15 protein-coding genes and 1 pseudogene are annotated in these 25,750 nt (G+C 60.5%); 15 read left to right on the top strand and 1 reads right to left on the bottom strand.

Annotation, left to right across the window (positions count from 1 at the left end; all coding sequences use genetic code 11):
* Positions 1-704 precede the first annotated feature (704 nt).
* The 15 genes and pseudogenes from O148_RS0112720 to rpsQ all read left to right on the top strand — a co-directional run.
* Positions 705-9,305, top strand: a pseudogene (locus O148_RS0112720) (DUF7507 domain-containing protein); the annotation flags it as partial.
* Between the two features lie 34 nt (positions 9,306-9,339).
* Entirely contained in the window at positions 9,340-18,921 is a 9,582-nt protein-coding gene (locus O148_RS17830) for a DUF7507 domain-containing protein (RefSeq protein ID WP_026531225.1), read from the top strand.
* Positions 18,918-19,385 carry a hypothetical protein gene (locus O148_RS0112705; protein WP_026531224.1) on the top strand — a complete coding sequence of 156 codons (468 nt, stop codon included), beginning with the start codon at positions 18,918-18,920 and terminating at the stop codon, positions 19,383-19,385. Before O148_RS17830 ends, O148_RS0112705 begins: the two co-directional genes overlap by 4 nt.
* Before the next feature lie 28 nt (positions 19,386-19,413).
* A complete protein-coding gene (locus tag O148_RS18200; protein ID WP_276203073.1) occupies positions 19,414-19,542 on the top strand; it encodes a hypothetical protein in 129 nt (42 codons plus the stop codon).
* Positions 19,543-19,893: 351 nt separating this feature from the next.
* Positions 19,894-20,202: a 30S ribosomal protein S10 gene (gene rpsJ / locus O148_RS0112695; protein WP_026531223.1), complete on the top strand. Its 309-nt coding sequence runs from the start codon at positions 19,894-19,896 to the stop codon at positions 20,200-20,202.
* A gap of 18 nt (positions 20,203-20,220) precedes the next feature.
* Complete coding sequence (rplC, locus tag O148_RS0112690) at positions 20,221-20,880, top strand: 50S ribosomal protein L3 (protein WP_026531222.1); 660 nt, start codon at positions 20,221-20,223, stop codon at positions 20,878-20,880.
* 5 nt (positions 20,881-20,885) lie between these two features.
* Positions 20,886-21,518 (top strand): 50S ribosomal protein L4, encoded by a 633-nt coding sequence (gene rplD, locus O148_RS0112685; RefSeq protein WP_026531221.1) that lies wholly within the window; start codon positions 20,886-20,888, stop codon positions 21,516-21,518.
* Positions 21,515-21,820, top strand: a complete 306-nt coding sequence (gene rplW, locus O148_RS0112680) for a 50S ribosomal protein L23 (protein WP_026531220.1) — start codon at positions 21,515-21,517, stop codon at positions 21,818-21,820. The genes rplD and rplW overlap by 4 nt, the downstream gene beginning before the upstream one ends.
* 30 nt (positions 21,821-21,850) lie before the next feature.
* Complete coding sequence (gene rplB, locus O148_RS0112675; protein ID WP_026531219.1) at positions 21,851-22,690, top strand: 50S ribosomal protein L2; 840 nt, start codon at positions 21,851-21,853, stop codon at positions 22,688-22,690.
* 12 nt (positions 22,691-22,702) lie between these two features.
* Positions 22,703-22,984: a 30S ribosomal protein S19 gene (rpsS, locus tag O148_RS0112670; protein WP_026531218.1), complete on the top strand. Its 282-nt coding sequence runs from the start codon at positions 22,703-22,705 to the stop codon at positions 22,982-22,984.
* A 45-nt stretch (positions 22,985-23,029) separates the two neighbouring features.
* Positions 23,030-23,395 (top strand): 50S ribosomal protein L22, encoded by a 366-nt coding sequence (rplV, locus tag O148_RS0112665; protein WP_026531217.1) that lies wholly within the window; start codon positions 23,030-23,032, stop codon positions 23,393-23,395.
* Complete coding sequence (gene rpsC, locus O148_RS0112660) at positions 23,395-24,246, top strand: 30S ribosomal protein S3 (protein ID WP_026531216.1); 852 nt, start codon at positions 23,395-23,397, stop codon at positions 24,244-24,246. Before rplV ends, rpsC begins: the two co-directional genes overlap by 1 nt.
* Positions 24,246-24,662 carry a 50S ribosomal protein L16 gene (gene rplP, locus O148_RS0112655; protein WP_026531215.1) on the top strand — a complete coding sequence of 139 codons (417 nt, stop codon included), beginning with the start codon at positions 24,246-24,248 and terminating at the stop codon, positions 24,660-24,662. Before rpsC ends, rplP begins: the two co-directional genes overlap by 1 nt.
* A gap of 2 nt (positions 24,663-24,664) precedes the next feature.
* Positions 24,665-24,988, top strand: a complete 324-nt coding sequence (gene rpmC / locus O148_RS0112650; protein ID WP_026531214.1) for a 50S ribosomal protein L29 — start codon at positions 24,665-24,667, stop codon at positions 24,986-24,988.
* Positions 24,985-25,308 (top strand): 30S ribosomal protein S17, encoded by a 324-nt coding sequence (rpsQ, locus tag O148_RS0112645; RefSeq protein ID WP_240470869.1) that lies wholly within the window; start codon positions 24,985-24,987, stop codon positions 25,306-25,308. Before rpmC ends, rpsQ begins: the two co-directional genes overlap by 4 nt.
* A gap of 134 nt (positions 25,309-25,442) precedes the next feature.
* Here the strand turns inward: rpsQ and O148_RS18000 are convergent.
* The coding region (locus tag O148_RS18000; protein ID WP_205618192.1) for a hypothetical protein at positions 25,443-25,750 on the bottom strand (308 nt) is incomplete at its 5' end.

Here is a 25,750-nt window from a genome sequence, read left to right as displayed (position 1 = left end):
GCGGTTCCGCAATTGCGCGGGGCCGCCCCTTTCTTTATGCACTCTGTGGTCTTGCGGGAGTTACTCGCGAGTATGAGATATCGAGAAGCTATCGGATAGAGTATAGGATTGTTAATGTTGTTACTCGTGTTACTTGCGCGGGTTTCAACACGTCATCAGGAAATCGCAACGTATCTTGTCCGGGGGACTGCCTTTATGAGCAGGGGGAAAAGAACTTCTTTCGCAAGTTCATTCATTCCGTGCTGGCCTTTAGCCTGCTCGGGGTGTTCTTGGTTGCTGGCTTCATTGTGCAAGCGTCCCCAGAGTTGGCCCCGCAGGCGGAAGCCGCCCCATATGCGACTCAACCGCAGACGTTCTGCCCGAACGTGCCGGCTCAACTTCAAAATGGAAGCTTTGAAGTTCCGACTGTGGCCGCTGGTGCCGGCGCAACCGTTGCTCAAGAAGGTAGCCAGGGGGCGGGTGTGTCCCGTTATTGGCGGACTACTGCGACCGATAACCTTTTGGAATACTGGCGTAACGGCGGCAACGTTCAAGCTGCCAATGGCGGTGTTCCCATTGCTGCAGCGGCGGGATCTCAGTGGGCTGAGCTGAATGCAAATCAGAATTCCGCCCTTTACCAGCCTGTTGCAACGACGCCGGGTGAGATCATCTACTGGGGATTGAGTCACCGGGCGCGTGCCTCGACCGGGTCTGGCAAGGACGTCATGGAGGTCCGCATTGGCGGCAATGTCCCGAGCCCCAACTCTGGCGGTGCTGCCGGCGGTACGAACAATCCGGTCGTCGCTCCTACCACCCGTAATAACTTTCCCGTTGCTGCCAATACGCCTATAGAGGGTTTGACAAACGTCTGGACGCAATGGGGTGGTGTGTATGTTGTTCCACCGGGGCAAACGACCACCTACTTTACCTTCCGCGCGGTTTCCTCCATCAGCGGCAATGTGACGCTGGGTAACTTCATCGACAACATCACATTCGCCTCGGCGCCGTGTCTCGAGTCGGAAAAATCCGTCACCAATATCACCTCGCCCAATAGCGGCGAAGTGTTTCCCGGTGACATCTTGGAATACAGCGTCAAGACCAGCAACGTCGGCGCCAACGCATCGTCCAACACGTACATGATGGATGTGGTGCCCAACGACACGACCTACGTTCCCGGCTCTATCCGTGTGGGGGGTGCGGCTCTCACGGATGCCACAGGAGACGATCGAGGCTGGTACGGCACGGATCCGGGGGACGGTGCTGGCAATAAAGTGATGGTCAATCTCGGGTCCGGGGCTACTAGTGCGTTCAGATCCGGAGGCGGAACACTTGCCGCGGGCGCTTCGGAGACGGTCACTTTCCGAGTCAGAGTCGACGACAATATCGCCGATGGCACCAAGATCGTCAATCAGGCTAGGGCGGCATTTACCGAACGCGGCAATGAAAACCGAGACATCTGGTCAAATCCGGTGGAGACACCGGTGGTCCAGCGGCTCGCCGCGTCGCTGGAAAAACGCATCGCCAGTGTGACGGATTCGAACAGAAATGGCGCCACCGAGGCCGGAGACGTCATCAATTATTCGTTCAAGGTCACCAATACCGGCACAGCACCGCTGGCAACCGTGTCTATCACTGATCCGAAGGTTAATGCCGGTACCCTCAATTGTCCTGCCGCGAGTCTTCCTGTAGCGCCCGGTGCGAGCATCACCTGCACGGGCACTCACGTCATTACCCAGGCGGAATATGAGTCCGGCCGCGTTGACAATACTGCAACCGCTCGCGTTGCGACGGCCGGAGGGCATGAACTCATCACTAACCCCTCGTCCGCGACCCTGACTCCGTTAGCCCCGCAGAACCCGAGCCTGACACTGACCAAGACCGCGACCCTCAATGACGGTAACAACAACAACCTTGCGGACCTTGGCGAAACAATCACGTACCGTTTCTCCGTCCGCAATAGCGGCAATGTCACCTTGCGCAATGTCACCGTGACTGACACGAAGGTGTCGGCATCTCCCATCGCCTGTGCTTCGCCCAATGGGGACGGCACCCTGCTTCCCGGTCAAACAGCAACCTGTACCACTCAGACGTACACGGTCACTCAGGATGATGTTGACGCCGGTTCGATCAACAATGACGCCACGGCCAGCGGTACCACCCCGGGCGGAGCCAAGACTACCTCCCCGGTGGCTTCGGCGTCCGTGCGCACCGTGAGCAACAACTCCATCACCGTGGTGAAGAGCGCCGCACCCTTCACCGATTCCAACGGCAACTCTCGCCCGGACGCGGGTGAAACCATTCAGTATTCGTTTGTGGTGACTAATACCGGGCCGCAAACCGTGCAGAATCCCACCATTTCCGACCCGAAGATCGGCAACGTCACCTGCCCCGCCGGGCGCATCGCCCCGGGTGGAAAGGTTACCTGTCAAGGCACCTACACCATTACCCAGGCTGATCTCGAGGCCGGACAGATCAGAAACACGGCGACCGCCCGAGTCACCGACCTCATCGGCACTCCGGTAACCAATACCTCCAACACTGTGACGACCACCTTGGCGCGAGATGCCAAGATCGCGATCACTAAGTCCGTTCAACAAGTCAATGACGTGAACACCAACGGGCGCCGCGACGCTGGCGACACGATCGACTACACCTTCCGCGTATCCAACACCGGCAACGTTCGCATTAATAGCTTCACCATCACCGATGCAAAAGTGGGCACCATTACTTGTGATGCCAGCACAATTGAGCCCAATACTTCGGTTCTGTGCCGTGCCACCCACACCATTACCCAGACTGAGGTGAACGCGGGGACCGCAAATAACTCCGCTACGGTAGCCGGTACCACGGTTGCCGGAAATGTGTCTGCCGGTCCGGCGACGACCAGCACACCGCTCACCCGTGTCACCGAATTCAATATGGTGAAGTCCGGCAGCGATCCAGTGGACAGCAACGGGACCGCTGGGATCCAGGCCGGCGACACGATCAACTACTCGTTCCGGATCAACAACACCGGTAGCGTGACGCTCAGCAATCTGCGCATCAGCGACCCCAAGGTCGGAACCGTTAACTGTCCGGCACAGGTCCAGCCCGGCACCAGCGTCACCTGTACAGCGACGTACACGCTGACACAGGCCGATATCGATGCCGGCAAGGTCGTGAACACCGCGACCGCGTACGGCACGCCTCCGGGCGGCCAAGAGCAACCGAGCCAGCCCTCGACGGCCACGGTCACCATCCCGACCAAGAGCTCCTTGGGTCTACAGAAGACCGCGGGCACACCTCAGGACGCGAACCAAAACAACCGGGTGGACGCCGGCGACACCATCGCCTATACCTTCACCGTGACGAACACCGGTAACACCACGATCAGCAATGTCGCGATCAATGACCCCAAGGTGGGCGCAGTAAACTGCCCCACCACCACGGTCGCCCCCGGTAAGAGCGTTAACTGCACCGCCACCTACACGATCACCCAGGAAGACGTGAACACCGGCTCGGTCAAGAACACCGCGACCGCGGGCGGCACCAGTCCGAGTGGCACTCAAGTGACCTCCGGCCCGAGTAGCACCAGCACAGACACCAGCACCGAGGACAAGCTCACCCTAGACAAGACTGCTTCGGCACCTGCAGACACCAATAACAGCAAGCGTGTAGATGCCGGTGACACCATCACCTACACCTTTACGGTCAAGAATGACGGTGCGCGCACGGTAGATGTTCTCACCATCAATGACCCCAAGGTCGGCGCGGTCACGTGTCCGGAAAACCAGCGCACCATTCAGCCAGGTCAGACGGCAACTTGTACCGCGACGTACACGATCACCCAGGCCGACGTTGATGCCGGCACCGTTGACAACGTCGCGACGGCCACCGCTGACAACCCCGGCGGCACCGACGTTACCTCCAATGAAGACCGCACCTCCACAGTGATCGATCCCACCGGGGGGCTGACCCTCACCAAGTCCGCCGGAGATGTTCAGGACGCCAACACCAACCAGAAGGTTGACGCCGGCGACACCATTGCCTACACCTTCGTTGTCAAGAACGAGTCCAACGTCACACTCCGCGAGATGAGCGTCAGCGACCCCAAGATCGGTACCGTGAGCTGCCCGGCCACCTCGTTGGCACCGGGCGCAGACATGACCTGTACCGCGACCTACCAATCGACCCAAACCGACCTCAATAACGGCAACGTGGTCAATAACGCGCGTGCGACCGGAACCCGCCCCGACGGCACCACCTCGACAGCGACCGCCACCAACACCAAGAGCGTCGAGACGACCAGTAGCCTCTCGGTCGACAAGCAGGCCGGCGACATCCAGGACACTAACGGTTCCCAGTCGGTGAACGCTGGTGACACCATCCCGTACACCTTCACGGTCACCAACACCGGCACCACGACCCTTACCTCGATCAGCATTAGCGACCCCAAGGCCCCCAACGTCACGTGCACCCCCACAACGTTGAACCCCGGGGAGAAGTCCACGTGTACCGGTAGCTACCAGCTCACCCAGGATGACCTGGATGGAACCGGCACCATCGAGAACACCGCCACCGCATCCGGCAACCCGCCCTCGGGCCCCGCGGTCGAGAGCGATCCGAGCACCGAAACCGTCACCATCCAACCGGTAGACCGTCTCACCATTGATAAGTCCAGCGCCGAACCCGTTGATGCTAATAAATCGGGTGCGCTGAATGCGGGCGATACCATTGCCTACACCTTCAAGGTCACCAATACGGGTACGACGACGTTAACCGGCTTGGTCATTAATGACACCAAGGTGCCGGGTATCCAATGCCCAACTGAGCCTTTGGCTCCGGGCTTGAGTGCCACATGTACCGGCACCTACACGATCACCCAGGCGGACATGGACGCGGGGGTCACCGTTAACACCGCTACCGCGACCGCGACGCCTCCACAAGGGCGCGATGCGATCACATCTCCGGCGGACAACGACGAGCGGCAACTGGCCGGTGCCGACTCACTGTCTCTCACAAAGGCTGCGGGGGAGCCGCAGGACAGCAATAATTCTGGCGCAATTGACGCGGGTTCTCGCGTGCCCTATACCTTCACGGTCAAGAACACTGGAACTCGTACCCTCACCGACCTCACTATCGATGATCCCAAGATCGCCGATGTGAGTTGCCAAGCGACGACGCTCGCGCCGGGTGCAGAGACCACCTGCGAAGGCGTGTATATCTTGTCCCAGGACGATATCGACGCCGGTGAAGTGGTCAACACCGCCACTGCCTCCGCGAACAACCCAAGCGATCAAAACGTCGACTCCAACGAGGCCACGGACACCCTGGAACTCGAGCGAGTGACATCGGCGAGCCTGGACAAGAAGCTCGTGAGCGTCAATGACGCCAATGGTGATGGCAAGACCAACGTTGACGACACCATCAGCTATGAGTTCCTGGTGAAAAACACCGGAAACACCACCATCTCGAACGTCGTCATCAATGACTCGAAGGTGGCAGCCAACTGCCCGAGCGAACCGCTTCTGCCCGGCCGTACGGCCGTCTGCACCGGTACTTACACCATCACCCAAGATGACATGGACGCCGGAACCGTGGACAACACGGCTACCGCTACTGTGACTGGTCCAGCCGGCGTCACCGCCGACACCAACGAGGACACCGTCACCACCGAGTTGACGCAATCCGGGAGCCTTGGACTGGATAAGAGCGCGTCCGCAGTTCAAGACAGCAACGGCGAAACCGGCATTAACCCCGGCGACACCATCAGCTACACCTTTGTGGTCACCAACCTCGGAACCGTGACGGTCAATTCGATCGCGATCACCGACCCGCTCCTCGGCGCGGTTAACTGTGGCGGCGACTCGGTATCGATCGCCCCGGGCGAATCCGTCACGTGTACCGCGACCTATGCCCTGACCCAGGGCGATATCGACGCGGGAACCGTGGACAACCGCGCCGAAGCCACCGGAACCTACGGTCCGGATGCTACCAAGGTGACCTCCAACCCGGACACGACCACGACCACCGTGGAGCAAACCAACGCGTTGAGCTTGGAAAAGGTCGCAGGCACCCCGGCGGACAAGAACGAAAACCAAAAGATCGATGCCGGGGATGAGATTCCCTACACCTTCACCGTACGCAACACGGGCACCACGACAATCAACAACGTCACGGTGAATGACCCCAAACTCGGCTCGGTGACGTGTCCGCAAACTACCTTGGCACCGGGTGCCTCAATGGAGTGCACCGGGACGTATGACATCACTCAAGCCGATGTCGACGCCGGCGATATCGTCAACGTGGCGCAGGCTGAGGGCACTGGCCCAGGCGGCGCAACGGTGGAATCCAACGAGAGCACCGCAACCGTCACGCCGTCAAACTCGCCGAGTCTGCTACTGGACAAGAATGTCGTCGCGGTGATCGACCGGGCCGGTAACGGAGTCATCGATCCGGGTGACACCATCGAATACGAATTCTTGGTGACCAACAATGGCACCGTTCGCGTGGATGGTCTCACGTTCGATGACCCCAAGGTGCAGAATGTGACCTGCAAAGAGGGGGAGACGACTCTCTACCCGGGCCAAACAGTTCGTTGCACCGCTACGTACTCGATCACCCAGGCGGACATCGATGCCGGAACGGTGGAGAATACCGCCACCGCCACCGCGACCTCCTCACTGGGAGGCGACACCACCTCCAACCCGGACAGCACCGAAACCGAGATCCCTGCGGCAACCGAGCTGATCCTGACCAAGCAGGGCGCTCTCGCCTCAACCGATACCCCGGTCGAAGGCAGCACCGTCAACTACACCTTCCTCGTCAACAACTCGTCGAACGTCACCATCAACAATCTGGTGATCAACGACCCGATGTTAACTAACGTCACGTGCGACACAAGAACGCTTGCCCCGGGGGCTGGAACCACTTGCCGCGGAACCTACTCGCTGACTCAGGACGATCTGAACCGCGGCGAAGTGGTCAATACCGCGACCGCGAGCGGCACCCAGCCAGATGGCAGTGCGGTCGAGTCGCTGGACGCCACCGCTACCGTGACCCTGGAGCAAAACCCGGATCTTTCCATCAACAAGCGCAGCGGCGCCTTCACCGACGCGAACGGAGACAACCGGACAAATGCGGGGGACACCCTTGCCTACGAGTTTGATATCACCAATACCGGTAACGTCTCTATCTCGCTCATTGACGTGCTGGATGAGAAGGTCGGTAACGTCGTCTGCGATGTGGAGGAACTGGACCCGAACGAGCCCACAACCTGCCGCGCCACGTACACGCTGACCCAGGCCGACATCGATAACGGCAGCATCACCAACTCGGCTACCGCCATCGGCTCGCCGCCCCAAGGTGAATTCATCGAATCCGATCCGAGCGAAATCACGACCGATATTCCGTTGGGTGACAACCCGGACAGCATGACCATTGTCAAGAAGGGGTCCGCGCCGGCCGACACCAACAACAGCAACCGCATCGATGACGGCGATACGATCACCTACACCTTCACGCTGACCAATACGGGCGTTCGCACACTCAGCAGCGTCGGAGTGAGTGACCCGAAGGTTGCCGACATCACCTGTGAGGCCACTACCCTCGCACCGAATACCAGTACCACCTGTACGGGCACCTACCCGCTCAGCCAAGACGATGTGAACGCAGCAAAGGTGGATAACACCGCGACCGCGGTCGGAACGCCTCCCGGTGGCAGCTCTACCCAGTTTGGTTCCGACGACGAAACCGTCACCTTCAATCCGCCGAGTTCGCTCACGATCGACAAGAGCGCATCAGAACCCAGCGGCACCCGAGAGGGTGCAACGATCGATTACACGTTCATCGTCACCAACACCGGCGCCACGACTATCAGCGACATTGCTGTCCAAGACACCCTGGTCGCCGTCACCTGTGAAGACCAAGTCTTGCTTCCGAATACCGCGACAACCTGTTCCGGAACCTACACTCTCACGCAAGACGATATCGATGCCGGCACCGTCAATAACTACGCCACCGCAACCGGCAACGACGGGCGCGGCGAGGTAGAAACCGACACCGGTGACAGCACCAGCACTCCGGTTTCCGCGGAGCCCTCGCTGTCCTTGGACAAGACCGCCAGCACCTACGATGATGCGAACAGGAACGGGCGCCCCGACAAGGGCGAGCTCATCACCTATACGTTCGAGGTAGTCAACACCGGTAACGTGACGATGAACGGCATTGTCATCAATGATGACAATCTCGAACAAGTCAGTTGCGATAAGACCACCTTGGCCCCTAACGAGGTAGCGAACTGCCAGGCAACTTACGCCATCACGCAGGACGATATCGACGCCGGAACTGTGGACAATACTGCAACTGCCACCGGCAATCCGCCCAGCGGGGACCCAGTCACCTCTAATGAGGACACGGCAACCTCACCGCTGGACGCCGAACCGGGGATCACGATCGAGAAGAGCGCGGCAGAACCGGTGGATGCCAATAACTCGGGCACCCAAAACGAGGGCGACACCATCGAGTACACCTTCGTCGTGACCAACACGGACAACACCACTCTGAACAGCATCACCGTCACGGACACGAAGATCTCCGGCGAAGTCGGGTGCCCGGTGCGGACCCTCGCTCCCGGTGAATCCACCACCTGCAAGGCGACCTACACCATCACTCAAGATGACATGAACGCCGGCGAGGTCAAGAACACCGCGAGTGTGAACTCTGAGGACCCGGACGGCGAATCCGTTGGGGACACCAGCAACGAGGTCACCACGCCGCTGGATCAGGAACCGCAATTCACCCTCGATAAGAGCGCGAGCGGCCCCAACGAGGCCACCAATAACAACCGTGTGGACGCCGGGGATACCGTGGACTACACGTTCACCGTGGTCAATACCGGTAACGTCACGCTCACCGAAATCACCATCAATGACCCGCTGGTCGCCGGTCTGGTCACCTGTGACCGGACCGTGCTGGAACCCAAGTAAACGGCCACCTGCACCGCGACCTACACCCTCAAGCAGGGCGATGTCGATGCCGGCACCATTGACAATGAGGCCACCGCGACCGCAACTCTGCCGAACGGATCCACCCAGGACAGCGCGCCGGATGAGACCAGCACACCGTTGGACCGGGAGCCTGCACTTGATCTGGTCAAGACTGCGAGCGAACCCAACCTCGGCGACAACAACCGCGTCGACGAGGGTGACACGATCGATTACACCTTCACCGTCACCAACACGGGTAACACCACGCTGACCAACGTCAAGGTCACCGACCAACTCTTCCCGAGCGGCTTCACCTGTGAAGTTGCGTCCTTGGACCCGGGCAAGACCTTGGAGTGCACCGCCACCTATACCCTGACGCAGCCCGACATCGATCGTGGCTCGGTCACCAACAACGCGTGCAGATGCCACCGACTCGGAGGGCAACCCGCAATCCGACAGCGATTCGGTCACCACCGAGCTCCCCGCGAGCCCGGACTACACCTTCGAGAAGACCGCTGGCGAACCGAACCTCGGCGACAACAACCGCGTCGACGTCGGCGACACCATCGACTACACCTTCACGATCGTCAATACCGGCAACGTGACGCTCAATGAATTGAGCATCACCGACCCGAAGGTCGGTGCAGTGCAATGTACGACGACGAGGGCGGACCCGGGTGACACTTTCACCTGTACTGCCACTTACGTGATCACCCAGGCAGACATCGACGCGGGACAGGTTGATAACACCGCGACCGCATCGATGCGCCCACCGTCGGGCGACGCCATTGAGCGCGAAGATTCCGCCGATACCGTGGTGCTGGAGCGCGAACCGGGCATGAGCTTGGACAAGGAATCCAGTGGTGTGAATGACACCAACGGCACCGGACGCGATGACGCTGGTGACACCATTGATTACACGTTCACCGTCACTAATACGGGAAACACCTCGCTGACCCTCATCGGCATTTCGGATCCGCTCATTTCCGGTGACATCCAATGCCCCACCACAAGCTTGGCACCGGGACAAAGCACCACCTGTAACGCGACTTATACCCTCACGCCCGAGGATATGGACAAGTCCGAGATCGTTAACACGGCCACCGTTTCAGCGGTGGACCCCTCCGGTGACCCAGTCGGGCCGGTGACCTCGAACGAGGTCGAGACGCCGCTGACCGCAGAGCCCGGGATCACGATCGAGAAGTCGGGCAACGCGCCAAGCGACACGAACAACACCAAGCGCACCGACGAGGGCGACACCATCGACTACACGTTCGTGGTCACCAACACTGGTAACACCATTCTGCGCGACATTAAGGTCACCGACGCTAAGATCGACGGGACTATCAGTTGCGGCCTGGACACGCTGGAACCGGGGCAGAGCACCGAGTGCACCGCGACGTACACGATCACTCAGCCGGACATGGACGCCGGGAACGTCACCAACACCGCTGAGGTGAGTGGCCAGTCCACCCAGGGCGGCGAAGCCACGAACTCGAGTAATGAAGTAGTGGTTCCGCTCGATAGCGACGACCGCATCACGATCTTCAAGAGCGCTGGAGACTACAACGACGCGAACGGCAACGGCCGAGCCGATGAGGGCGAAACGATTCGCTACACCTTCGAGGTGAACAATCTCGGTAACCGGACACTGTCCAACATTCGCATCAATGATCCGCTCATTGGCGATAACTACGAGTGCGACACCACGACCATTGCTCCGGGCGGTAAGGCAATCTGCACGGCGACCTATGAGATCACTCAGGCCAATATCAATAACGGTGCCGTGCGCAACACTGCAACCGCGACCGGTACTTTGCCGGGCGATCCGGGTGAGGAGATCACCTCGACCGGTAGCTCCACGAACACGCAGTTGGATCGCGTCGTTTCGGCAACGGTAGATAAGACCTCGGGTGAGCCCAACGACGTCGCCGCACCGGCAGGCACGAGCGCCAATGACACGATCGAGTACACGTTCACAATTGAGAACACCGGTAACGTGACGCTGACCGACATCTCGATTGACGACGCCAAGGTGCAAGGCGTCCAGTGTGAATCGACCACCCTGGAACCGGGTGAAAAGACCACCTGTACCGCGATCTACACCTTGACCCAAGACGACATCGACAACGGCAAGGTCACCAATACGGCAAGCCTCGTGACCACTCCGGGCGGTCAAACCGATCCGGTGACGCTACCTGGCGATACCGACGAGCGGGACTTGAACCCCGTTTCGGGCATCGAGATGGTCAAGACCGGTGCCCAGCCGGCGGATGTGGATAACAACAACCGTCCGGATAAGGGTGAAGTTATCACCTACACCTTCTCGGTCAAGAACACCGGTGTCACCACCCTCGAAGGACTGCGCATTGAGGATCCGAAGGTCACCGACGTCACCTGCGAGGCGACAACACTCGGGGTCGGCGAGTCGACCGAGTGCACCGGAACCTACACGCTGCAACAGCCCGATATTGACCTCGGCTATGTCGACAACACCGCGACCGCGATTGCTAACCCCCAGCCGGGTGGCGAAGTGCGTAGCACCGATGACGAGCGTGTCACTCTCGAGAACGTCGCCGGATCCTTGGACTTGCGCAAGACCGCGACGTACAACGACGCCAATAACACCGGTCGCCGCGACGCCAATGACACCATCGACTACGTCTTTGAAGTGACCAATACCGGAAACCTCACAGTCAGCGCGCTGACGATCAATGACCCGATGCTCAAAGCCGCGGGCGTCACGATCGCCTGCCCGAGCGCCCCAGTGGCGCCGGGAGCAACGGTTTACTGCGAGGCGACGTACACCATCACCCAGGATGATGTGAACGCCGGAACTGTTGACAACACCGCAACAGCCAGCGGCACACTGCCGGGCGATCGCGGCGGCGTGGAATCTCCGGAAGCCAACGCGACCGTTGATATGCAACCGGTCGGCACGCTGTCGCTGGAGAAGACCGTAGAGCGAGTTGACGACGTCAATGGCAATGACCGCACCGACGCTCTGGACGTGATCTACTACAAGTTTGCGGTGGAGAACACCGGAAACGTCTCGATAAGCAACCTGCGGATCGATGACCCGCTTTTGGACAACATCACCTGTGATGCCACCTCCTTGGAGCCCACAGAGACCACCAACTGCTATGGCTCTTACACCATCTCGCAGGAGGACATGGACTCTCAGACCGAGATTGTGAATAAGGCGGTCGCAGTTGCCGACACGGCAAACTTCGGCGGCGCGTTCTCCAACGAGGATTCCACCAACACACCGTTGGACGTCATCGATTCCTTCTCCTTCGACAAGGCCGCCGGCTCCATTGTTGATGCCAACGAGTCTGGCCGTGTGGACGCTGGCGACACCATCACCTACACCTTTACCTTCGTCAACACCGGTACCACCACGTTGTCCAAGGTCGAGGTCGGCGACAACAAGGTTGGTCCGGTTCAGTGCCCAGATACCGCATTCGGTCCGGGTGAGCGTGTGAGCTGCACCGTGGTCTACACCATCACGCAGCCAGACATGGATGCCGGAACGGTGGACAATAGCGCGACCGGCACCGCCGCCAACCCACAAGACGAAACCGTCAGCGGCGGACCTGACGACACCTCCACCCCTCTGGTCCCAGACACCAGTTTGGAATTGACCAAGGAATCCCAGGGCCCTGCGGACAGTAACGGCTCCGGCCGGATTGACGCCGGCGACACCATTGACTATGTCTTTACGGTCAAGAACACCTCAACAGTGACAGTGAATTCAGTCGCCGTCGATGACCCCAAGATCGCTAACATCTCCTGCGAGCAGACGAGTTTGGCTCCCGAGGCCACCACGACCTGCCGCGGTACCTACACCATTTCGCAGGACGACATCAACGCCGGTGTCGTGGAGAACACGGCTACGGTCAACGCGATTGCTCCCGACGGCAGCGAGGTGACTTCGCCTCCGGCCAAGGAAACGACACCGCTTGAGCGCATCACCTCGGTGACACTGAACAAGACGTCGGCAGAACCCGAGGACGCGAACAACAGCGGACGCCTGGATGCTGGCGACACGATCACGTACACTTTCGTGGTCAAGAACACCGGCAACACCTCGGTGACCGGCGTCCGTATTGAAGACAGCAATATTCCGACCGGCATCACCTGCGAAGCCACCGAGCTTGAGCCCAATGCCGAGACGACCTGCACCGGTACCTATACGATCACTCAAGCCGATATGAACCGCGGGTTCGTGGAGAACTCGGCTAACGCCGTCGTTGTTCCTCCGGGTGGCGGAGATCCGGTGCGCGGTGGCGATGACGATCGCCGCGAGCTGCCCAATTCCAACGGTCTCAGCATTCTGAAGAACGGCGACGTGCCGAGCGACGCTAACGGTAACGGCCGGGTCGACGAAAACGACACCATTGCCTACACCTTTGTGGTCACCAATACCGGGACCACCACGCTAACTGGCATTTCGGTCGACGATCCGAAGGTCGGCGCCGTGAAGTGCCCGGTCAGCACGCTTGAACCCGGTCAGGCCACCACCTGCACTGCGACCTACGTCATTACTCAGGACGACATGGACGCAGGCGAAGTGGAGAACACCGCGACCGCAAGCGGTTCCGCTCCTAACGGCGACGGCGTAACCTCTGACCCGAGTACTGACATTGTTGTTCTCGAGGCTTCCGAGGATCTCGCGATTGAGAAGTCGGCGAGCGAACCGGAGGATGCCAATAATAATGGCCGTGTGGATGAGGGCGAGGTCATTACCTATACCTTCCGCGTGACGAACAATGGCACCACCACATTGCGCAATATTGCCGTCAATGACCAGTTGGTTCCCGAGGTGACATGCGAGGCAACGACCTTGCGTCCGGGCGCGTCCACGACCTGTACCGGCACATACGCGGTGACTCAGTCCGATATTGACGCAGGACAGGTCTACAACGACGCCTACGCCACCGGCACCAATCCTTCCGGCAATGAGGTGCGTTCGCTGCCTGACGATAACACCGTTGAAATCGAGCAGAATAACGCCATCAATCTGGAGAAGTCCGCTGCGGATCCCGTGGATGCGAACAATAATGGTCGCGTGGACGCGGGCGACACCATCACCTACTCCTTCGTTGTTGAGAACCGCGGAAACACGTGGCTACGCAATATCGTGGTCACCGATACGAAGGTTGGCCCCGTCGATTGCCCGTCGAGCGGGCTTGCGCCAGGCGCCTCGATGACGTGCTACGCGATATACACCATTTCCCAGGATGATGTGGATGCCGGTGAAATCGTCAACACCGCGAGCGTTAACTCAACGTCGCCGAAGGGTGAGAATGTCACCGATGATTCGGGCATCACCACTCCGATCCCGGGAACCGGCACGCTGAGCATCGACAAGAGTGCCACGGCACCGGTAGATGCCAATGAATCCGGGCGCCTCGATGAGGGCGACACGATCGATTACTCGTTCGTGGTGACAAACACCGGAACGCAGACCATTACCGGCATCACCGTCAATGATCCGAAGATCGGCGCGGTCGACTGCCCGGATACGGTTTTGGTTCCCGGTGAGAACGTGACCTGTACCGGTACCTACACGATCACTCAGGACGACATTGAAGCCGGTCAGGTTGTCAACGAGGCAACCGCAACGGGCAAGAACCCGCGCGGCGAAGATGTCACTTCAGAGCCTGATACTGAGACGGTGCCTGTAGTCGGCAGCGCGGAGATTGAGATTGCCAAGAGCGGCACGGCTCCCGCAGATGCGAACGACAACGGACGCGTGGACGCCGGTGAAATCATCACCTACACGTTCACTGTGACAAACACCGGTACCCGCATCTTGAACGGTATTACTGTCAACGATCCCAAGATCAGCGACATTACCTGCGAGGCGACAACCCTGCGGCCCGGCGCGTCCACGACCTGTACGGGTGAATACGCCGTGACGCAGGCTGAGATTGACGCGCAAAAGGTCGACAACGTGGCCACGGCGACAGGCAATCCCTCCGGCGAGCCGCCGGTGACCTCCTTGCCGGGCGGCGAGTCGATCGAGTTGCCAGCTGCCGATGGCATCAGCGTGGATAAGAGCGCGAGCGCCCCGCAAGATACCAACAGCAGCGGACGCGTTGACGCCGGTGACACGATCTACTACACGTTCACCGTGACCAACACCGGCAACACGACGCTCGCGAACATCCGGATCAATGACCCCATGGTGAGCGGTCTGGCCTGTCCTGTGCAGGTCCTAGAACCCGGACAAAGCGCGGATTGCACCGCCAGCTATGTGGTGACCCAGGAAGACATGGACGCCGGAACGGTGGAGAACACGGCGATCGCTACCGCGGATCTGCCCAACGGCCGCGGCACCATTGACTCCGACCCGGACGATGCCACCGTGCCGCTCCCGGCGACCGGCGAGCTTTCCATCGTCAAGACAGCAAATGGTCCGATCGACACCAATAACTCGGGTCGCATCGACGCCGGCGACACGATTGATTACACCTTTACGGTGGAAAATACCGGGGCCGTGACAATGAACAACATCACGGTCAATGACCCGAAGGTACCAGCCATCAGCTGCCCGAGCGACACACTGGTGCCGGGTGCGAGCATGGAGTGCCAGGGTACCTACACGCTGGTGCAGAAGGACGTTGACGCGGGTAGCGTCACGAACGCCGCCACCGCCTCTGGAACCGATCCTGCGGGCGAGTCCACCGAGTCCGACGAGTCCCGCATCACCACCCCGGTCCCCACCGAGCCGTCGCTAAACGTCAACAAGAGCGCCACAGGCGTTGTCGACACGAACAGCAGCGGACGGATCGATGCCGGTGACCAAATCGAGTACTCCTTCGAGGTCACCAACACCGGTGCGGTCACCATGACCGGTATCCAGATCAATGATGCCAAGGTGCCCAACGTGTTCTGCCCGCAGGACGGCCTGGCTCCGGGCGAGTCTATGACCTGTACCGGCGCGTACACCCTGACCCAGGCTGACATTGACGCGGGCAGTGTGAGCAACTCGGCAACCGTGTCCGGCAAGGACCCGGCGGGCAAGGACACCGAGTCCAACCCCTCGGAGATCACCACACCGGAACCGACAGAACCGAGCTTGGGCATTGTCAAGAGTGCGACTGGGGTTGTCGATGCAAACGGTTCCGGCCGTATCGACGCAGGCGATCGCATCGACTACGCGTTCGAAGTGACCAACACCGGTGCCGTCAACATGACGCGCATCCAGGTCAACGACGCCAAGGTTCCGAACGTGAGCTGCCCGCAGGACGGGCTGGCACCGGGCGAATCCATGACGTGCACCGGGTCCTACACGCTGACCCAAGAGGACCTGGATCGCGGTAGCGTCGAGAATTCGGCGACCGCGACCGGTCAGGATCCGAGCGGCAACGGCATCGAGTCCGACCCCTCGGCGATCACCACGCCAATCCCCACTGCACCGGCCCTGTCCATGGACAAAAAGTCCACGGGAGTCGTGGACAGCAACGGCAGCGGCAGGGTGGATGCGGGTGACACCATCGAGTACACCTTCGATGTGGCCAACACCGGTTCGGTGACGGTGAGTGGAATCCGTATCAACGACCCGCTGATCGCTAACGCGACCTGCCCGCAGGACGCATTGGCGCCAGGCGAGACGATGACCTGCACCGGAAGCTACACGTTGACACAAGCCGACATGGACAACGGCCGTGTCGCCAACAGTGCTACCGCTAGCGGACAGGACCCGGCGGGCAATGGAACCGAGTCGCCGCGTGACACCGAGATCACCGAAATCCCCGGCCAACCGCGTATGGAGGTCATCAAGAACTCCACCGGTGTCGTGGACAGTAATGACAGCGGCCGCATTGATGCCGGTGACACCATCAACTATGAGTTCGTCGTCACCAACAACGGCTCGGTCACGATGAACGGCATCACGGTCAACGATCCGAAGATCGCCAACGTCGAGTGCCCGCAGGACACTCTCACTCCGGGAGAGTCCATGACCTGCACCGGCTCCTACACGTTGACCCAGGCCGACATCGACAATGGCCGCGTGGTCAACACCGCCACCGTCAGCGGCACGGACCCGAACGGCAACGGCACGGATTCACCGCCGTCGCGGGAGATTACCGAGGTTCCCACCGAGCCCGGCCTCACCCTGGACAAGAGCAGCAACGGCGTCACCGATGCCAATAACAACGGGCGCGTCGATGCCGGTGACACCATTGAGTACACCTTCGCCGTGACGAACAACGGCGCGGTGACCGTGAACGGTATTGCCATCAACGATGCGCTGGTACCGAACGTCAGCTGCCCGCAGGATTCCCTGGCTCCGGGTGAGTCCATGGACTGCACCGGCAACTACACCCTCACGCAGGATGACGTGAACACCGGGCTTGTGGTCAACACCGCAAACGCGAGTGGCAAGGACCCTGCAGGCAATGAGGTGACCTCACCGGATGACACCGAGTTCACCCACATTGCCAAGGAACCGAGTCTCCAGGTCGTCAAGACGGCAGGGGAGCCACAGGATGCGAATAACAGCGGCCGCCTCGACGCCGGTGACACCATCGAATACACCTTCGCGGTGAGTAACAACGGTTCCGTCACCATCAGGGACGTCGCCGTGAACGACGCCAAGCTCCCAGGCATCCAGTGTCCGGCAACGGAACTGGCGCCAGGGGAGTCCATGGAGTGCCAGGCCACGTACACCCTCACCCAAGAGGACATTGACGCCGGGGCTACCAGCAACACCGCGACCGCGGGCGGCACGGACCCCGACGGCAACTCCATCGACTCGCCGCCGTCCACTGTGGAGACCCCGCTTCCGCCAACACCGGAGCTGACCGTGGAGAAGCGTGCAGGCGATCCGGTCGATGCCAATGGCAACGGACAACTGGATGCCGGTGACACCATCGAGTACACATTCGAGGTGACCAATACCGGAACGGTCACGATGGACAACATCGCGATTCAGGATGTGAAGGTTCCGGGCATCGCATGTGAAAGGACCAGCGCGGCACCAGGCGAGAGCTTCACCTGCGCCGGTACCTACACGCTGACCCAGGCCGATATTGACGCCGGCAGTGTCACCAACACCGCCACGGTTTCCGGAACGGACCCCACAGGCGCCAAGAACACCTCGGATCCGTCAACGGTGACCACGCCGCTGCCGAACACACCGGGCTTGGCCCTTGTGAAGCGCGCCGCGGGAGTGACAGACGCCAACGGCAACGGACGCGTTGACGCCGGTGACACCCTGCGCTACGAGTTCGACGTGACCAACACCGGCTCGATGACGATCACGAACCTCGCGATCAACGACGCACTACTTGATGTCACCTGCCCGACTGCCACCCTGGAACCGGCAGCGAGCACCACCTGTGCTGGCGACTACACGCTCACCCAAGCGGATATCGATGCCGGAACCGTGTCCAACACGGCAACCGCTTCGGGAACTGATCCTTCCGGTAACGAGGTGACCTCACCGCCGTCGAGCATCACTACGGGCCTTGGGGTCGGTGACGGCGCGGTCGTGGTGACCAAGCGGATCGAGCGCGTGCTGGATCACAACGGCGACAATAAGCTCAACGAGGGCGATGGCATTATCTACGCCTTCGACGTGCGCAACGATAGCCCGCGCACCGTCACCAACATCACCGTCAATGACGCGATGCTGGACGCGGCCGGAGTGCGCGTCACGTGTGAGAGCACGAGCGTCGCACCGGGTGCAAGCATTACCTGCACCTCGGGCGAGTACCGGGTCACCAAGGCCGACGTGGACCGCGGTTCGGTGCGCAACAGCGCCACCGTCACTGCGACCACGCCGGACGACAAGCCGATCACCAGCCTGCCGGACGAGGTTGTCATCAACACCGAACGGCCAAGCGACGATCTGCCGGACACCGGCGCCCGCATCGCCACCGCCCTACTTGTCAGCCTGCTCCTGATTGCGGCTGGTATAGTGATCACCGCCCTAGCTAAGCGAAGGAGAACCGCCGAATGAAACTGCGTCCGCAGCTCAAAACCGCTTCCGTCATGACCCTGATCCTCGCCGGATCGCTGTCGCTGGCGGCGTGCACCGGCGGCGACAATCCCGACGCAGAAAAAACGGCAACCTCCGGCCCGCAGGAGACCGGTGTCATCTCCCCGGAGTTGACCAAGGCCCCTGATCTGCAGGACGGTGCCAAGGGTATTCGCGCCAACACCACGATGGATGAGTGCACCACCAACCCGGGTGAAGTTGTCGCCAAGGGCAAGGTGAAGAACGCCAGCGATTCGCCGCAAGACATTGTGCTGACGGTGAGTTGGATAACCGAACGCTCGGACGTGGTGGCGCGCGGCGTGCAAACCCTGCAGCAGGTGCCCGCCGGCGAAGAACGCGATTGGGAGACCAAGGCCGAATTGAAGTACGACGGCGGCCCGGTCACCTGCGCGCTTAACGCTAAGCAAGGGTCTTTGGCTAAGTAAGCGACGAAAACCCTCGGGAGAAACCGCCATGGAAATTCTGATCGTCCTTGCCGTAGTTGTCGGCGTGGGTGCGCTCGTGCTCTGGGGTCGGAAGTACTTCCGGCATGAAATCGATCGGGCCAAGCGTATTCGCCGTGCCAATAAAGGCGAACAGTAGCCGGGGCGTCGCCGACGGTGCCGGGAGCGGCGTGCCCGGGGCTGCTCCGGCCGTGGATTTGCGCCGCACAGCCCTGATCTGGCAGACTAGTTGAGTTGTTCAAGCGCTCTCGCGCGCCTTGCGTGAAGGGACCAAATATAACCCACCTCAAATTGCACGGGTGATCTGCGCCTTCGAAAGCGCGACACGCCCGAGCGCGGGGGTCGGAGGCTCGGCAGGGTGAGGAACCCGGATTTATCCGGATTCAGTCTGTTCAGGGCAGTGGCGCAATCATCACATTGCACAGCGGGTCAATGTCACACCGCACGTACTACAACAACAGCAGTACTTACTGAAAGAGAGTCGAGACAGATGGCGGGACAGAAAATCCGCATCCGGCTGAAGAGCTATGACCACGAGGTCATTGACACTTCGGCACGGAAGATCGTTGAGACGGTGACGCGCGCAGGCGCTACGGTGGTTGGCCCGGTGCCGCTGCCCACGGAGAAGAACGTGTACGTTGTCATCCGTTCACCGCACAAATACAAGGACAGCCGTGAGCACTTCGAAATGCGTACTCACAAGCGTCTGATCGACATTATTGACCCCACGCCAAAGGCCGTCGATTCGCTCATGCGTCTTGACCTGCCGGCGGACGTGAACATCGAAATCAAGCTGTAAGGGAAGGGGATAAGAAAAATGACTCACCACCTTACGCGCCAGGTCAAGGGCCTGCTGGGCAAAAAGCTCGGCATGACCCAGGTCTGGGATGAAAACAACAACCTGATCCCCGTGACCGTGGTTCAGGCCGACTCCAACGTCGTCACCCAACTGCGTTCGCAGGACAAGGACGGCTACTCGGCCATTCAGATCGGTTACGGACAGATCGATCCTCGCAAGGTGACCAAGCCGCTGGCCGGCCACTTTGAGAAGACCGCCAAGACCACCCCGCGCCGTCACGTTGTCGAGCTGCGTACCGCAGACGCCGACAGCTACGAGCCGGGCCAGGAACTTTCTGTGGAGCTTTTCGAAGCAGGACAGAAGGTTGACGTGGTGGGCACCACCAAGGGTAAGGGTTTCGCCGGTGTGATGAAGCGTCACGGCTTCTCCGGCGTGGGCGCTTCCCACGGTGCACACAAGAACCACCGCAAGCCTGGTTCCATCGGTGGCGCATCCACCCCCAGCCGCGTCTTCAAGGGTCTGCGCATGGCAGGCCGCATGGGTAACAACAAGCACACCACCCTCAACCTGACGGTGCACGCTGTTGACCCGGAGAAGTCGCTGCTTTTGATCAAGGGCGCCGTTCCCGGTGCTCGCGGCCAGGTCGTCCTTGTACGCAGCGCCGTGAAGGGAGCATAAGCTAGATGGCTACCAAGACCGTAAAGGTTGATCTCCCCGCAGAGATCTTCGACGTACAGACCAACATGCCGTTGCTGCACCAAGTGGTTGTTGCTCAGCTCGCTGCCAAGCGTCAGGGCACCCACAAGGTCAAGGGACGCGGTGAAGTGTCCGGTGCAGGCCGCAAGCCGTTCAAGCAGAAGGGTACCGGCCGGGCTCGTCAGGGCTCCATCCGTGCGCCGCACATGACCGGCGGTGGTATTGTCCACGGACCGACTCCGCGTGACTACAGCCAGCGGACCCCCAAGAAAATGAAGGCCGCCGCTCTGCGTGGCGCGCTCTCGGACCGCGCTCGCCACGATCGCATCCACGTGGTGGAGAACATCATCACCGGCGACGCACCGTCCACCAAGCAAGCTCGCGAAGCACTCGGTGCCATCTCGGAGCGCAAGAACCTCTTGGTTGTTGTGGGCCGCAACGATGACACCACCACGCTCAGCGTGCGCAACCTCGAGAACGTTCACGTGATCTACCCGGATCAGCTGAACACTTACGATGTTCTCGTCTCAGATGACGTGGTCTTCACCAAGGATGCCTACGACGCTTTTGTGGCCGGTGCCACGAAGGAGTCCAAGACTAAGGAAGAGGACGCCAAATGAGCGGAACTATCGCTAAGGACCCGCGCGATGTGATCATCGCTCCGGTCGTTTCCGAGAAGAGCTACGGGCTCATCGATGAAGGTAAGTACACCTTCTTGGTTGATCCTCGCTCCAACAAGACCGAAATCAAGCTGGCAGTGGAGAAGATCTTCTCTGTCAAGGTTGATTCGGTGAACACCATCAACCGTGCCGGTAAGCGCAAGCGTACCCGTTTCGGATGGGGAGCACGTAAGAGCACCAAGCGTGCCATTGTGACCCTGAAGGAAGGCACCATCGACATCTTCGGCGGTCCGCTCGGCTAGGGCGGAGACCACTTTAACGAGGACTAAATTATGGCAATTCGTAAATTCAAGCCGACAACGCCGGGCCGCCGTGGCTCGTCCGTTGCCGACTTCGTAGAAATTACCCGGAGCACCCCAGAGAAGTCTCTGGTGCGTCCGCTTCCTAAAAAGGGCGGCCGTAACAACTCCGGCAAGATCACAACCCGTCACAAGGGTGGTGGACACAAGCGTCAGTACCGTCTGATCGACTTCCGCCGCCATGACAAGGACGGCGTCAACGCCCGCGTAGCCGAGATCGAATACGACCCGAACCGCACCGCGCGCATTGCACTGCTGCACTACGTTGATGGAACCAAGCGTTACATCGTGGCTCCCGAGCGCCTCAAGCAGGGCGACATCGTCGAGTCCGGTCCGAGCGCGGACATCAAGCCCGGCAACAACCTGCCGCTGCGCAACATCCCCGTGGGTACCGTTATCCACGCCGTGGAGTTGCGTCCCGGCGGCGGCGCCAAAATGGCTCGTTCGGCAGGATCCTCCATCCAGTTGGTTGCAAAGGAAGGCCGCTACGCCCAGTTGCGTCTGCCTTCCGGCGAAATCCGCAACGTTGACGTGCGCTGCCGCGCCACCGTCGGCGAGGTCGGCAACGCCGAGCAGTCCAACATCAACTGGGGTAAGGCCGGCCGTATGCGCTGGAAGGGCGTCCGCCCGACCGTGCGCGGTGTCGCGATGAACCCGGTTGACCACCCGCACGGTGGTGGTGAAGGTAAGACCTCCGGTGGTCGTCACCCGGTCAACCCGAACGGCAAGCCCGAGGGCCGCACCCGCCGACCCAACAAAGAGAGCGACAAACTCATTGTGCGTCGCCGTCGTACTGGCAAGAACAAGCGATAGGAGCCTGGACACATGCCACGCAGCCTGAAAAAAGGCCCCTTCGTCGATCAGCACCTTTTTGTGAAGGTGCAAAACGAGAACGAAAAGGGCACCAAGAACGTCATCAAGACGTGGTCACGTCGTTCGATGATCATCCCCGACATGCTCGGGCACACGATCGCCGTACACGACGGACGCAAGCACGTTCCCGTGTTTGTCACCGAAGCGATGGTTGGGCACAAGCTCGGCGAATTCGCTCCCACGCGGACTTTCCGCGGCCATGTGAAAGACGACCGTAAGGGCAAGCGCCGCTAGCGCGGGGCCTGCACTCTTACGCAGAATTACGAGAGAAGGAAAGCAATGGAAGCCAAGGCTATTGCACGCTACATCCGCGTGACGCCTATGAAGGCCCGGCGCGTCGTCAACCTGGTTCGTGGAAAGCAAGCGAATGAGGCTCTGGCCATCCTGAAGTTCGCCCCCCAGGGCGCTTCGGAGCCGGTTTACAAGGTACTTGCGTCCGCTGTAGCGAACGCCCGCGACCTTGCCGACCGTGACGGCGTTGCCTTCAATGAAGACGAGCTCTTTGTCAGCGAAGCATTCGTTGACGAAGGACCGACCATGAAGCGGTTCCAGCCACGCGCCCAGGGCCGTGCCTACCGCATCAAGAAGCGCACCAGCCACATCACGGTTGTCGTCGCCACCCCAGATAACGAGGAGGATCGCTAGTGGGACAGAAAGTAAACCCGCACGGTTTCCGTCTGGGCATCACCACTGATCACGTCTCGCGTTGGTTCGCCGACAGCAACAAGGACGGTCAGCGTTACAAGGACTTCGTTCGCGAGGACGTTAAGATCCGCGAACTGATGTCTAAAGGCATGGAACGTGCCGGAATCTCCAAGGTTCAGATCGAGCGCACCCGTGACCGCGTTCGCGTGGACATTCACACCGCCCGCCCGGGTATTGTGATTGGCCGCCGCGGCGCCGAAGCGGACCGCATCCGCGGCGAGCTGGAAAAGCTCACCGGGAAGCAGGTTCAGCTCAACATCCTTGAGGTGAAGAACCCGGAAGCCGACGCCCAGTTGGTTGCTCAAGGCATTGCCGAGCAGCTCGCCAGCCGTGTCGCATTCCGCCGCGCCATGAAGAAGGCCATTCAGTCCGCACAGCGTGCCGGCGTCAAGGGCATCCGTGTCCAGGTGTCCGGCCGTTTGGGTGGCGCTGAAATGAGCCGTACCGAGTTCTACCGCGAAGGTCGCGTGCCGCTGCACACCCTGCGCGCCAACATTGACTACGGCTTCTTCGAGAGCCACACCGTCTTTGGCCGCATTGGTGTCAAGGTGTGGATCTACCGTGGCGACGTGACCGACAAGGAACTGGCCGCCCAGGCAGCCGCTGCTCCTTCCCGCGGTCGCGGTGACCGCCCGGCACGCGGAGATCGCCCAGCCCGCGGACGCGGTGACGCTGCCCGCGGTGGTGAGCGCCGCCGTCGTACTGAAGAGCGTCCGGCCGATGAGGCCGCCGTTGCCGCCGAGGCACCGGCAGCCACCGAGGCGAAGGCCGCAGAAGGAGGGGAAGGCTAATGCTGATCCCACGCCGCGTAAAATTCCGTAAGCAGCACCACCCCAAGCGCAGCGGCCAGGCAACTGGCGGCACGCAGGTGAGCTTCGGCGAGTGGGGTATCCAGGCCCTGTCCCCGGCATACGTGACCAACCGCCAGATTGAGGCTGCACGTATCGCCATGACCCGTCACATCAAGCGTGGCGGTAAGGTCTGGATCAACATTTACCCGGACCGCCCGCTCACCAAGAAGCCTGCCGAAACCCGTATGGGTTCCGGTAAGGGTTCCCCGGAGTGGTGGGTTGCCAATGTGAAGCCGGGCCGGGTTCTCTTTGAACTCTCCGGTGTGCCAGAGGATGTTGCCCGCGAGGCGCTCCGCTTGGCCATTCACAAGCTCCCGTTGAAGGCCCGTATTGTTCGTCGTGAAGGTGGTGAATAGAGATGGCAGTAGGAACTAAGGATCTGGCTATCGACCAGTTGGCAAGCTTTGACCGCGACAAGCTCCTCGAGGAGTTGCGCAAGGCCAAGGAAGAGCTGTTCAACCTGCGCTTCCAAAGTGCAACTGGTCAGTTGGAGAACCACGGCCGTCTGCGTGCGGTCAAGCGTGACATTGCGCGCATTTACACCGTGCTTCGCGAGCGCGATCTCGGTATCCGCCCCGAAGTGGAAGCGGTTGCCGAAGAGGCTCCCAAGGAAAAGAAGGCCAAGAAGGCTAGCAAGAAGAAGGAAGCAGCCGATGAGGGTGCTTCGGAGGATGCCAAATGAGTGACAACGTGAGCGAAGAGACGCTGAACGAGGAAACCCAGGTCAAGTCCGGCATCAACCCGGAGACCGGTCGCGGCTACCGCAAGACCCGCCGTGGTTACGTGGTTTCCGACAAGATGAACAAGACCATTGTGGTCGCCGTTGAGGACCGTGTGAAGCACGCCCTGTACGGCAAGGTTATGCGCAAGACCTCCAAGGTCAAGGCTCATGACGAAGAGAACACCGCCGGCATTGGCGACTTGGTGCGCATCGCGGAGACTCGTCCGCTGTCCGCCACCAAGCGCTGGCGCCTTGTGGAGATCATCGAGAAGGCTAAGTAAGCCGTTCGTTGAACTCGTAAAGTGAAGTGGCTCGTCCCCGGTGTGGGGGCGGGCCACTTTTATCGTTTCGCATCCCCGTACCGCATTTTCATCCCCGTATGGGGCTCTGTACTGTCTCAATACATAGTGGACAGTTAGGTCTCAATACATAGTGGACAGTTTTTGTGGGGTGTGTGGTGTCGGGTGTGTGGGTGGGTGAGTTGGCGTGCGATGGCTTCGTATTTGACGGATTTGGGTGGGGGCCAGGGTTTGAGTATCAGGCTTTCGCCCTCGCGGGTGAAGAGTTCGACGGTGTTCGGGGTATGGATGACGTGGATCGTTTGCCCGGTCCATGCTTTGCCGAGGACGTAGACGTGCCCTGCCACCGAGATCCCGCCGCGTTGTATGGCGGTTCGGGTGAAGAGTTGCGTGTTCTCTGGGACGGGTCGTAAGGGTTCGGGCG

The organism is Haematomicrobium sanguinis DSM 21259 (assembly GCF_000688395.1).
Classification (GTDB): Bacteria; Actinomycetota; Actinomycetes; order Actinomycetales; family Micrococcaceae; genus Haematomicrobium; species Haematomicrobium sanguinis.
The sequence above is the reverse complement of the archived record's forward strand: the minus strand, read 5'-3'. Positions and strand labels throughout refer to the sequence as shown.